This window comes from Streptomyces sp. NPDC015661, from assembly GCF_043077765.1.
In the GTDB taxonomy this organism is placed as follows: domain Bacteria; phylum Actinomycetota; class Actinomycetes; order Streptomycetales; family Streptomycetaceae; genus Streptomyces.
Map to the genome: position 1 here is coordinate 371897 of NZ_JBIBST010000009.1, position 12250 is coordinate 384146.

General features: G+C 73.9%; 10 protein-coding genes. 4 read left to right on the forward strand and 6 right to left on the reverse strand.

Annotated elements, in window-relative coordinates; genetic code table 11:
• Positions 1 to 60: 60 nt before the first annotated feature.
• From ACF07V_RS25860 to ACF07V_RS25870, 3 genes are read right to left on the reverse strand one after another with little or no spacing between them, the layout of a single operon-like run.
• Positions 61 to 993, reverse strand: a complete 933-nt coding sequence (locus tag ACF07V_RS25860) for a LysR family transcriptional regulator (RefSeq protein WP_392157561.1) — start codon at positions 991 to 993, stop codon at positions 61 to 63.
• Between the two features lie 51 nt (positions 994 to 1044).
• Entirely contained in the window at positions 1045 to 1962 is a 918-nt protein-coding gene (locus ACF07V_RS25865) for a TIGR03619 family F420-dependent LLM class oxidoreductase (RefSeq protein ID WP_392157563.1), read from the reverse strand.
• Positions 1959 to 3185: an MFS transporter gene (locus ACF07V_RS25870; RefSeq protein ID WP_392157564.1), complete on the reverse strand. Its 1227-nt coding sequence runs from the start codon at positions 3183 to 3185 to the stop codon at positions 1959 to 1961. Before ACF07V_RS25870 ends, ACF07V_RS25865 begins: the two co-directional genes overlap by 4 nt.
• A gap of 237 nt (positions 3186 to 3422) precedes the next feature.
• Between ACF07V_RS25870 and ACF07V_RS25875 the strand changes: the two genes are divergently transcribed.
• A complete protein-coding gene (locus ACF07V_RS25875) occupies positions 3423 to 5057 on the forward strand; it encodes a glutamate--tRNA ligase (protein WP_392157566.1) in 1635 nt (544 codons plus the stop codon).
• A gap of 12 nt (positions 5058 to 5069) precedes the next feature.
• Here the strand turns inward: ACF07V_RS25875 and ACF07V_RS25880 are convergent, their stop codons facing one another.
• Genes ACF07V_RS25880 through ACF07V_RS25890 form a run of 3 tightly spaced genes read right to left on the reverse strand, consistent with a single transcriptional unit; the run spans position 5070 to position 7919 of the window.
• Complete coding sequence (locus ACF07V_RS25880; RefSeq protein WP_392157568.1) at positions 5070 to 6446, reverse strand: hypothetical protein; 1377 nt, start codon at positions 6444 to 6446, stop codon at positions 5070 to 5072.
• Positions 6447 to 6463: 17 nt separating this feature from the next.
• Positions 6464 to 7402, reverse strand: coding sequence for a hypothetical protein (locus tag ACF07V_RS25885; protein WP_392157569.1), 939 nt, complete (start codon positions 7400 to 7402; stop codon positions 6464 to 6466).
• A gap of 37 nt (positions 7403 to 7439) precedes the next feature.
• Positions 7440 to 7919, reverse strand: coding sequence for a hypothetical protein (locus ACF07V_RS25890; RefSeq protein WP_392157570.1), 480 nt, complete (start codon positions 7917 to 7919; stop codon positions 7440 to 7442).
• A gap of 669 nt (positions 7920 to 8588) precedes the next feature.
• Between ACF07V_RS25890 and ACF07V_RS25895 the strand changes: the two genes are divergently transcribed.
• The 3 genes from ACF07V_RS25895 to ACF07V_RS25905 are packed head-to-tail and all read left to right on the forward strand — an operon-like array spanning position 8589 to position 12169.
• On the forward strand, positions 8589 to 9800 hold the full coding sequence (locus ACF07V_RS25895; RefSeq protein ID WP_392157571.1) for an RCC1-like domain-containing protein: 1212 nt from the start codon (positions 8589 to 8591) through the stop codon (positions 9798 to 9800).
• Positions 9801 to 9814: 14 nt separating this feature from the next.
• Positions 9815 to 10972, forward strand: a complete 1158-nt coding sequence (locus ACF07V_RS25900) for an RCC1 domain-containing protein (RefSeq protein ID WP_392157572.1) — start codon at positions 9815 to 9817, stop codon at positions 10970 to 10972.
• Between the two features lie 15 nt (positions 10973 to 10987).
• A complete protein-coding gene (locus tag ACF07V_RS25905; protein WP_392157574.1) occupies positions 10988 to 12169 on the forward strand; it encodes an RCC1 domain-containing protein in 1182 nt (393 codons plus the stop codon).
• Positions 12170 to 12250 lie beyond the last annotated feature (81 nt).

The window sequence follows — 12250 nt, forward strand, 5'->3', positions numbered from 1 at the left end:
TCCAGCAACGGCTCGTGGACGGTACCTTCCACGAGTCGTGGCCAATCGTGTTCCGCCCGGTCAGGCGGCGACGGCCGCCCGGGCCACGGTGCGGAGCGCGTCCAGGACGGCGGCGATCTCCGGGGAGGTCTGGCTGCCCTCCCGTACGGCCGCGAAGACCGTGCGGGACGGGGCCCGCTCGCTGAACGCGCGGATCGTCACCTCGGGCCGCGGCGCCGGCTTGGCCATCCGCGGGACGAGCGCGACCCCGAGGCCGAGCCGCACCGCCGCGAGGGTGGCGTCCCAGTCGCCGATGGCGTGGGAGGCCAGCGGGGTGAACCCGGCGGCCGTACAGGCGGCGACGCCGATGTCGTGACACATGCCCGTCGTCGCGAAGATCCAGGTCTCCTCGGCCAGGTCGGCGAGGAGCAGCCGGGGGCTGCCGAGGAGCCGGTGGCCCTCGGGCAGGGCGATGTCGAAGGGGTCGTCGCAGAGCGCGACCCGGTGGAAGCGCGCGTCGAGGCGCCCGTCCTCGCCGGCCGGTCCCGGGCTCTGCGCGGTGTCCGCGGAGATGACGACGTCGGTCTCCCCGCGGTGCAGCATCGAGAAGCTCTCCGGCGGGTCGATCTCGGCGAGCGAGGTCCGCAGGAGCGGCCGGGTCTCCCGCAGCCGGGCCACGGCGGGCAGGATCAGCGCCGACAGGGTGGTGGAGAAGCCGGCCACCGCGACCTCGCCGCTCTCGCCGCTCCCGTGCGCGGCGAGCTCGGCGCGCATCTGCTCGACCTGGGTGAACACGGCGTCGGCGTGCCGGAGGACGATCCGCGCGGCGCCGGTGAGGCGCAGCCGGCGCCCGGACGGCTCGGTGAGCTGGACGCCCAACTCCCGTCCCAGGGCGCTGATCTGCTGGGACACGGCCTGCGGGGTGAGGTGGAGCGCCTGGGCGGCCGCGCTGACGGTGCCGCGCTCACTGAGCTCCCTGAGCACGCGCAGCTTCCGCAGATCCGGATCGGCCACGTCCCGCACTCCCCCCTCACCGTCACCCTGTCGGTCACGTCCGGCGCCTCGTCATCGTACGCAGCCGGCGTCCACGTCGATGACCTCCTTGACCAGTGTCTCCAGGACGTCGAGGTCCCGCGCGGTCCGGCCCGCCTCCCGTCGGTCGCCCGGGTAGGTGGGGTCGAGGACGACGGCGCCCGCGCCCAGGTCCTGGAGGAGTCCGAGGTCGTCGGCGATCTGCGCGAGCGTGCCCTCGCCGAGCAGTCTCCCCGGGCCCAACGGCCGTGGGGTGACCCGCAGTTTGATCCGGGGACAGAGGTCGGGCACCGGCAGTTCCTGCTCCTCGGCGACCTGGCGGAGGGTGGGCAGTCCCACGCCGAGGAGCCAGTCGCCGGAGACGGAGGTGGGATGCCAGGCGTCGCCGAGGCGGACGGCCCGGCGCAGCGCCCCGTAGCTGTGGCCGCCGACCCAGACGGGCGGTCCCGGCCGCTGCACGGGCAGCGGCCCGGTGTGCACCTCCCGGAAGGAGACGTGGGCGCCGTCGAAGGAGGCGACCTCGTCGGCCCAGCAGGCCTTGATCGCGGCCAGGTACTCGTCGCTGATCGCACCCCGCTTGCGGTAGGGCACGTCGAGGACGGCGAACTCCCGGGCGGCCCAGCCCGCGGCCGCGCCGAACACGAGACGGCCGTTGCTGAACCGGTCGATGTTGGCGGCGACGCGGGCGGTGTGCACGGGATGCCGGTACGGGAGGATCGTCACGGTCGTGCCGAGCCCCACGGTCCCGGTGACCCCGGCGAGCCAGGCGAGGGTCGCGAAGGGGTCGTAGAACGGGGCCGGGAAGAGGTGCTGGACGTCCGGGGTGAGCGCCACGTGGTCGGAGACCATGGCGTAGTGGTAGCCCATCGCCTCGACCCGCAGCGCCCAGTCGGCGAGGGCGTCGGGAGTGGCTTCGGGCCCGTAGTTCGGCAGATTGACGCCGAATTTCATGAGGCGTTCCTTTCGGGGGCCCCGGCCGCGGTCGTGCCCGCGGCTCCGGCCCCGTGTGCGGTGTCCGTGAGGTGCGGCCCGGGCCCGGTGAAGCGGCCGGCCACGGTGAGGTGGAAGAGGACTCCGGCGAGCGCGGCCCCGGCGGCGAGGAGCGGGAGCAGGCGGGCGTCGAGCCCGTGGGCGAGGGCGAGACCGCCGAGCGCGGAGCCGGCGGCGCCGCCGAGGTAGGTCGCGGAGCTGTTGAGGCCGACGGCGGCGGCCCCGCCGTCGTGCGCGAGGAGTCGGTGCTGCTGAGGGACGACGAAGGCCCAGCCGACCGCGCCCCAGACGAGCAGGGGCAGCAGGACGAGGCCGGGTACGGCTGCGGTCCACGGCAGCAGCGCCAGGGCGCCGCCGAGGATGCCGAGGAGCGTGACGGCGAGGCGGGCGGGCCGCCCGGTCCGGTCGACGAGGGTCCCGGCGAGGAAGCTGCCGCAGACCCCGCCGATGCCCCAGACCCAGAGGTACGGCACCGCGCTGCCCACGTCGGCGACGCTGCGCAGGACGGGTTCGAGGTAGGTGTAGAGCCCGAGGCTCGCGACGGTCTGGGTGAAGGTGACGGCGACGACCACGGCGACCCTGGGCCGGGCGAGGGCGCCGATCCGGTCCTTCAGTGAGGGCGCCGCGGCTCCCCGTACGGGCGGGAGGGCCGTCGCGACGCCGAGCAGCGCGACGAGGCCGAGGGCGGTGATCAGCCACAGGGCCGCCCGCCAGCCGGAGCCGGCCGCGACGAGCAGCCCGAGCGGCACGCCGAGCACGGTCCCCGCGCTCATCCCGCCGAGGACCAGGCCGAGGGCGCGCCCGCGCCGCTCGGGCGGGACGAGCGCGACGGCGGCGGTGGCCGCGGCCGGGGTGAAGAGGCCCGCTCCGACGCCGGCGAGGGCCCGGGTGCCGAGGAGTCCGGCGTACGAACCGGCCATCGCCGTCCCGGAGTTGGCGAGGACGAAGACGACGAGCGCGGCGACGAGGACGGCCCGGGTGCCCCAGCGGGCGAGGACGGCCGAGAGGACCGGCGCGGCCAGGGCGTAACAGAGGGTGAAGGCGGTGACGGACTGGCCGGCGAGGGAGACGGAGACGTCCAGGTCGGCGCCGATGTCCGGGAGCAGTCCCGCCATGGCGTAGGCGTCGGTCCCCATGGCGAAGGAGCCGAGCGCGAGCAGGGCCACCGCGCGCGTGCCGCCCATCACACCCCCTCGTGGTCGTCGTACGGATCGGCCCCGGCGACGCTAGTGACCGGGCACCCCGCTCGCAGCCGTCGGCGCCGAAGTGGGTTCGGAGTTCCGCAGGCTCCGGCCCCCGCTCCGCTCGGATCGTCCGGTCACCGGCCTACGGTGGGTCTCTCCAGGAACCCGGGCTCTCCAGGCACCCACCCAGGCGCTCCAGGACCCAGGCGCTCCAGGAAACCCAGGAGGGAGTCCACCGTGCTCGACCTGTCCGTCATCAACGCGATGTTCCCGCCCGATCTCCCGGAACCGGCCGACTGGGAGCGGCGGTTCGGGCCGCGCGCCCTGCCGGACGGCGCCGAGGTCACGCGCTTCGCCCCGAGCCCCACCGGACACCTGCACATCGGCGGCCTCTACACGGCGGCCGTGACCCGGGCGCTCGCCCGCCAGTCGGGCGGGGTGCACGTGCTGCGCGTGGAGGACACCGACCGGTCCCGGCAGGTGGCGGGCGCCGCAGAGGAGTTCTCCCGGCTGCTCGGAGCCTTCGGGCTCGCCCCGGACGAGGGCGGCGTCGCCGGGGACGGGGCCTGGGGACCGTACCTCCAGTCGGAACGCCGGGAGATCTATCTCGGTCATGTGCGGGAGCTGCTGCGCCGCGACCGTGCGTACCCCTGCTTCTGCGGCAGGGAGCTGCTCGCGCGGAGCGCGGAGGAGCAGCGCGCGGGCCGTTCGCCGCTGGGCTACTACGGGCGGTGGGCGCCGTGCCGGACGCTCGCCCCGGAGGAGGCGGCGCGGCGGCTCGCGGCGGGCGAGCCGTACGTGGTGCGGTTCCGCTGCCCGTACGAGTTCCCCGGCCGGGTCCGGTTCACGGACCGCATCCGGGCCTCCGTCACGATGCAGGACAACGGCAACGACATCGTCCTCCTCAAGTCCTCGCAGGAGGAACTGCCGCTGCCCACCTACCACTTCGCGCACGTCGTGGACGACCACCTGATGCGGGTGACGCTGGTGGTCCGCGGCGAGGAGTGGCTCTCCTCGACCCCGGTCCATCTCCAGCTGCACACGGCGCTCGGCTTCGAGCCGCCCGCGTACGCGCACCTGGCCCCGCTCATGAAGGCGGAGGGGTCCTCGCGCCGCAAGCTCAGCAAGCGCAAGGACCCCGAGGCGTCGGTCGACTACTACCTGTCCGCCGGCTATCCCCCGGCCGCCGTCCAGCACTATCTGCGGGGCCTCGCCAACATCCGGCTCATGGACGTCCCCACCGCCGAGGCGCTCGCCGCCGACGTCCGGCTGGACGGCATGCGCCCCTCGGGGCCCCTGCTCGACCTGCCCAAACTGCACTCGCTGAGCCGGGAGTTCATCGCCTCGCTCACCCCGCGGGAGCTGTACGTGCAGCTGCTCTCCTGGGCGGAGGAGTACGACCCCGAGCTCGCCTCCGTCCTCGCCCGCCACGAGGGCCTCGCCCTGGCCGCCGTGGCCGCCGGACGGCCGGAGGGCGCGCCCGCCCGCAAGGACCTGGAGCGCTGGTCCTGCTTCCGCGACCGGTACGGCTTCTTCTTCGCAGAGCTCTTCGGCCCCGTACCGGTGGCCGGGGACGACCGCTACGGCGGCCTCGCCCCGGACCTCGTGCGGCGGATCGCCGCCGACTTCGCCGCCGTCTCCCCCGACGAGTGGTTCGCGCGGCTGGGGAAGATCGCCCGCCGCCACGGCCACGCCCCGGACACGGCGTCCTGGCGCCGGGACCCGGACCGCTGGGCGGGACCGCCGAGGACCGTCGCGAACGTGGTCCGGGTCGCGCTCACCGGCGCCACCCGCAGCCCCGATCTCTTCGCCGTGGCCCGGGCGCTGGGCCGGGACGAGGTGGTGCGCCGCCTCACCGCCGTGGCGGGGTGAGGCGGCGGGACCTCAGTCCAGCGGCACGCTCCGGACCGCGGTGCGGACGCCCGGCGCCGTGGCCCTGAGGAGCCCCTTGTCGCTGGAGCTCGCGGGCGCGTCGGCGCCCACCGGGGTCGTGGTCATGGGCCGGGAGGCGGCGCAACGCTGCTTCTCGGCCGCGGACATGGGTCCGGTGCGCTGGAGCAGCCGGTCGGGCACGGCGCGGGAGGGTCCGTCGACGACGGCGTGCAGCCGGTAGTCGTCCTTCTTGGAGACGAGCCAGCCCTCGACCCGCTCGCGGCTGGGCTGGAGTTCGACCCAGCTGACCTCGCCGGGCTGGATCCGCTCGACGACGGTCCGCTGGTCGCCGCTGAACCACTGCCAGGCCCGCTGCCAGCCCTTCTCGTACGCCTGCGAGAACTGGCCGGCCATCGGCCGTTCCTTGATCCGCTTGGCGTCCTCCACCGGGTCGCCGCTCGTGGGCAGCCGGGCCACTTCGGGCAGTGCGAGGCCGGCGTCGGCGTACGTCTGGGAGATGCTGTCGTGGCTGCGCTCCGCGTACGAGACGACCCGGCTGTGCTCCAGGGCGTTCCGGGTGCAGTTGACGAAGGCCTCGCCGACGACCCGCGCCTCGTCGTAGTAGCGGAAGGAGGTCCGGGCGTCCGGCCGGAACGTACAGGCGTTCTCGCCGTTGCAGGCGGCGGCCGCGTTGTGCAGGGTGCTCTCCCGTTCGTTGCCCTTGTACGCCTCCGAGGTGCCGAGGCGCGTCTTGTCGACGGTCTTGTCGACGGCGGGCGGCACCTCGACGGCGCGGATGCGGGCGATCATCGGCGAACAGGTCACATGGGTGCGGGAGTCGGTGACGCGTGAGGTGAAGGTGAGCACCGGCTCGTTCTCGCCGGCGGTGAAGACGTAGGCGCGGCCGGTCCAACGGCCCTTGCCGGGCGTGCCCTTGACCCGGTCGGGGTCGCCGGCGGTGGTGACCTCCTGGACGGGGCCGCCGGAGCCGCCGACGGCGTACGGCTGGCCGTCGGCGACCTGTTCGCCGGTGCACTCCTTGGAGACGGCGGGGCTGTCCTCGTAGCTGACGGTGACCCTGGCCCCCGCGCGGACCCCGCGGAGCCGCTGGCGGAGGGTGTTGCCGTCCTTCTGGAGGGCGACGCCGTGCGAGGCGTCGGTGCGGCCGGAGGCGGTGGGCGAGTAGCGCTGGTTGAGGCCGGTCCAGAAGTCGAGGCCGACGGTGGTGGGGCCGTCGCCCTTCATGACGGGGTCGGCGAAGTCGCCGTTGAGGACGGGGACGGCCTGCTCGGCCGGGGCGGCGGCTCGGGCCGCGTACGAGACGGGGGCGACGGGCAGCAGCAGGCCGGCGGCGCCGAGGACGGTGAGCGCGGACAGGGAGCGGTTCATGACGGGACTCCTCCGGGTCAGTTGGCGTCGGCCGGCAGGGCGACTTCACGCTTGGGCTCGACGCCCGGCGGCACCGCGCGGGCGGCCGGGACCTCCCGTGCCGCGTGCCGGAGTTTCCCGTCGCCGCCCTCGCCCCCGGCGGTGTTCCCGGGAGGCCGCGTGCCGCCGCAGACGCCGTCGGGGGCGGCGTACGTCTGGGCGATGAAGCTGCTGCTGTTCACCATCGAGGGGCTGTCCACCGCGATGCCGATGATCCGCTGCCCCGTCTTGGCGACGAGGCTGCCGACCACGCGCCGCATGGCGGCGTTGGCGCCGAAGACGAGCATGTCGTGCGCGTGGACGGTGCTCTTGTAGGCGGTCTCCTCGGTGGCCTCGACCGTCCACGACTTGGAGTACGTGGCCTTGAAGGCGGCCTCGAAGGCGAGGCGCGCGGTCAGCGAGCCGGAAGCGGTCGCGCCGCCGGAGACGGTGGTCTTGTTGCCGTTCGACGAGGTGGGGCCCTTGTCGAGCTGGGGCGTCTTGTGTTCCATCGCGGTCTCGTTGGCGAGGTTGGCGGTCACCTGGCCGGAGGCGGCGACCGTGCCCTCGGCGGTGATCGTCCCGGAGATCTCGCCACCGATGTTGTCGGTGGTGCCGGTCTTCAGGGTGACGGTCCGCTCGACCGCCATGTCGCTCTGGGTGCAGTTGATCACCGCGTTGCCCAGCGACTTCACGGCGGTGACGTACTCGCGGCTCAGCTTGGGGTCGATGGTGAAGGTGCAGGCGGAGCGCCCGGTGCGGCAGTGCTTGAGGACGTCGTCGACCTCGGCCGGGCGCCCGTCGGCGGTGAGGGCGCGGGGGACGGGGGTCTCGCCCGGCCCCTGCTCGGCGGCGGCGGGCGGGGCGAGCAGTGTCAGCGGGGCGGTGAGGCCCAGGGCGAGCACGGGCAGGAGGGCGCGGGGACGGCGCGAAGACATGACGAAGGAGCCCTTCGAGGGGGATGGGTGGGTGGGTTCAGGAGCCGAGCAGGGAGCAGAGTTCGGAGACCGGGAAGGGGGACTGTCCCGGGTCGGTGGACCCCTGCGGCAGCGAGCCGGGGAAGGTTGCGCAGGTCGAGGTCACCGCCTGGGCGGCGTTGTTCGCCGGCTCGGGCTCGTTCGAGGCGATGGTCCCGGTCATGTCCTTGAGGCCCTGCTCCTCCTCGGCGCCCTTGCCGCCGGTCAGCTTGCTCATGCAGGAGGACGAGCCGGGCGGGCACTCCTTGAGCTTCTCCCCGGCCGCCTTGATGTCCTTGTCGGCCTGGGCGGCCGCCTCTTCGTTCTTCTTCTGCTTCTCCTCGATCTCCTTGGCCTCCTTGGCGTTGGCCTCCTTGTCCAGGCAGGCCTGGTCGTCGGGCTTGCACTCCTCCGCGTGGGCGACGGAGGTCATCGGCAGGGCCAGGGCGGCGGCGAGCAGGACGGCACCGAGGGCACGGCGCGCCTTCGCGTGGGGCATGGGAACTCCCTTGGGACAGGGGTGTGTTGGGCGGCTCGGAAGGGGACGCCAGGGGCGGACAGGGGACTGTCCTCAAGATCACCGAGCGTGCTTCGAAGCTAACCGCCGGGGCCCCGGCGTCCCGGCAGGACACACGGCGCGGCGCGCGCCGACGGGCCCGCTCACCACTTCGGCGGAGCGCACTCGGGGCCGCCGCGGGGGGCCGGAACCGGGTCCTCCCCGGGCCGCTGCCCGGACCCGCCGGTCCACCCGTTCGTAGGGATTCCGGGACGCCGCCGTGAAGGCGCGCAGCCCTGTGCGGCGGGGGTCCTCACTCCCCCGGACGCCGCCGTTCGGCGACCCGCCGGCGGCCTCCGCGCGGGCCCGCCCCGGGGTGCCCGCCGGGGCGAACGCGCCCCCGGGAACACGGCCCCGAACGGGCGTCCGTCAGACGGGTGTTTCAACGCGTCCGGCTCGCCTCGGTGATCATTCTCGGCCAGTCTGATCTTGTGCCCGGCGGCCCGTCCCGGCCGCCGCACCAGGCCTTGGGCACCCCATGCCCGAGGCACCGGCACGGCCTGTCCGCATGACCCGCGCCCCCGTCCCGCGCATGCCTCCGCCTCCCCCGCGGAGCCGCCGGCCGACCGGGCGCAGCGCTCCCGTATGTCCCCATCGAAGGAGAGCAGAGCCATGTCCCGTACACGCCGCAGTCCCCTGCGTACCCCCTTCCGAGGTCTGGCCGTCCTCACAGCGGCGGCCGCACTCGCCGCCGTACCGACCACCCCCGCACTCGCCAACGAGGGCAATCCGACCGTGCTGAGCTGGGGTGCCGGACGCACCGGCCAGCTCGGCAACGGCACCCTGGCCGACAGCCTCAGCCCGACCTCGGTCACCAGCCTCTTCCGCGGCGACGTCGACCAGGTCTCGGCGGGCGGCACGTCCTCGGCCGACTCGTTCGTCCTCGCCCGTACGGACAAGACGGTCAAGTCCTGGGGCCACAACTCCTCCGGCCAGCTCGGCAACGGCGGCAACACCAACCAGACCGTGCCCACCACCGTCCCGCGCCTGACCAACATCAAGGACATCGCCGCCGGCGGAAAGCACGCCCTCGCCCTCGACACCAGCGGCCAGGTCTACTCCTGGGGCGACAACGCCTACGGGCAGCTCGGCAACAACCGCACCGGCGACAGCCGTACGGTCCCCGACCGCGTCCAGGGCATGCCCAAGGTCAAGCAGATCTCGGCCGGCTGCGACTTCAGCCTCGCCCTCCTGGAGAACGGCAAGGTGTACGCCTGGGGCCGCGGCATCCACGGCCAGCTCGGCACCGGCAGCCGCGCCACCAGCTCCGTACCGCGCCAGGTGCAGGGCCTGGAGAACATCGTGGAGATCGACGCCGGCTGCTACCACGCCCTCGCGCTGACCGCCGACGACACGGTCAAGTCCTGGGGCTACAACCTCTACGGCCAGCTCGGCAACTCCTCCACCAAGTCCTCCACGGTCCCGGTCGACGTCGACTGGCTGGAGGGCGTCTCCGACATCGAGGCGGGCGCCTTCCACAACTACGTCAAGACCAGCGACAGCCACGTCTGGGGCTGGGGCAACAACCAGTACGGCCAGCTCCTTGAGGGCGACGAGGCCTTCGGCGACAACGTCTCGCGCACCAACCGCACCGCCCCCGTCGAGATCCCGCGCCTGGAGGGCGTCCAGCACCTCGCGGCGGGCGCCCGGCACGGCGTCGCCGTCACGGCGGACGACGTCTTCGCCTGGGGCCACAACGGCGAGGGCCAGCTCGGCAACGGCACGACGGTCCCCCGCTTCGAGTCGGTGAAGATCCTCAACGAGGGCTCGGCGATCAAGGCGGTGGCCGTCTCCCTGGGCGGCAACACGACGTACGCGTACTGAGGCCGGTGAACGGCATGACGTACGCGTACGCACGCGCCGCGGCCGCCTGCCTCGCGCTCCTCGGTCTCGCCGTCTCCCCGGCGCACGCCGAGCCCCGTGACCCCTGGGTCCGCGCCTGGGGGGCCAACGGCGCCGGTCAGCTCGGCAACGGCTCCGTACTCCCCCAGCAGACCCCGTCGGGCGTCCGGGACCTGGCCCGTTCCGACGTGCGCGAGCTCGCCGCCGGGGGCGGCGGCGACAGCAGCTCGTTCGCCGTCGCCGTACTGAACGACGGCACGGTCCGGACCTGGGGCGCCAACCCCAACGGTCAGCTCGGCAACGGAACCACCGACAACCGGCCGTTCCCCGCCGCCGTCGCCGGTCTCTCAGGAGCCTCCGACGTCGCCGCCGGGGTCCACTCCGCCTATGCCGTACGCGGCGGACGGGCCTTCGCCTGGGGCGCCAACGCCTACGGGCAGCTCGGCGACGGCTCGACGACGGACACCAACCGTCCCGTCGCCGTCCAGAGCCTGAACAAGGTCACGGACATCGCCGCGGGGTGCTACCACGCCCTCGCCCTCCGCGAGGACGGCACCGTCTGGACCTGGGGCCGGAACAACTACGGCCAGCTCGGCCTCGGCACCTCCACCGACCGCAACACCCCCCAGCGGGTACCGGGCCTCACGGACGTCGTGGAGGTGGCCTCCGGCTGCAACCACTCGCTCGTCCGTACGGCCGACGGCACCGTCAAGGCCTGGGGCTACAACACCAACGGACAACTCGGCAACGACACCGTCGAAGGCAGTGCGACCCCCGTCGACGTCCGGCATCTGACGGACGTCGCGCGGATCTTCGCCGCGGGCTATCACTCCTTCGCCGTCCTCGACGGCGGAGAGGTACGAGCCTGGGGATGGAACGGCAGGGGTCAGCTCGGTGACGGCACCACCGTCTCGCGGACCACGCCCGTCCCCGTCCCCGGGCTCGCCGACGTCAACTCCCTCGCGGGCGGCTATGCCCACACGGTCGCGTCGCTGGCCAACGGCTCGGTCCTCGCCTGGGGCGAGAACTCGGTGGGCCAGCTCGGCGACGGCACCACCGCCGACTCCCCCACCCCGGTCACGGCCCTTCCTCCGGGCAGCGGCCCGGCACACGTCGCCGCCTCCGTCGTCGCACGGTCCAGCTACGCCTACTGACCCCGAAAGGTCCCCATGAATCTCCCCGCACGCACCACCCTGCTCGCCGCGCTCTCCCTCGCGGCCCTCACCACCACCTGCCTCCCCGTCCACGCCGCCGCCGGCACCGACCCCTGGGTCCGCGCCTGGGGCGAGAACGCGCAGGGGCAGCTGGGCAACGGCAGCGTCCTCGCCCAGCAGACCCCGGCGGCGGTCACCGGCATCACCCGTGACGACGTCCGTGAGCTCTCCGGCGGCGGGGGCGGCACCGGCACCACCGCCAACCCCTTCGCCGTCGCCCTCCTCAAGGACGGCACCGTGAAGAGCTGGGGCTCCAACGCCACCGGCCAGCTCGGCAACGGCACCCTCACCGCCCAGCCCTTCCCCGCGACCGTCGCCGGGCTCTCCGGCGTGAGCGAGGTCTCCGCGGGCCTCAACCACGTCCTCGCCGTCAGGGGCGGCCGGGTCCTCGCCTGGGGCAGCAACGCCTCCAAGCAGCTGGGCACCGGCCAGGACACCACCAACCCGTACAAGGCCCCGATCCCCGTACAGAGCCTGGACAAGGTGAAGGACGTCGCCGCGGGCTGCGACTTCAGCGTGGCGCTCCGGCAGGACGGCACGGTCTGGACCTGGGGCAAGGGCGACAACGGACGCCTGGGCACGGGCAACAACACCACGCGCGAGACCCCGCAGAAGGTCCCCGACCTCGTCGACGTCGAGTCCGTCGCCGTGGGCTGCGACCACGTCCTCGCGCTCACCGCCGACGGCACCGTCAAGGCCTGGGGCAAGGGCGCCGAGGGCCAGCTCGGCAACGACTCCGTCACCGACAGCAACAAGCCCGTCGACGTCGCCTACCTCGACGCCGTGGCGAAGATCTTCGCCACCTCCGCGTCCGGCTTCGCCGTCCTCGACGACGGCAGCCTGGCGGGCTGGGGCAAGAACACCGACCGGCAGCTCGGCGACGGCACGAACGCCAACCGCACCACCCCCGTCGTCCTGGACAGCCTCAAGGGCGTCCAGAGCATCTCGGGCGGCGCCGACTTCACCGTGGCCGCGCTCGACGACGGCTCGGTGATCGGCTGGGGCGCCAACGCGGCCGCCCAGCTCGGCGACGGCTCCACGACGGCTCCCCCGGGCACGACGGTGGCGCTGCCGCCGGGCAGCGGCATCACCCAGGTCGCCACGACCGTGACGGGCAAGTCCGCGTACGCCTACTGACGTCGGCATCCACTCGCACGTACGGAGGTCCGTGCGCGCACCCGCACGGACCTCCGGTCCGCCCTCGCGAGCGGCCCGAAC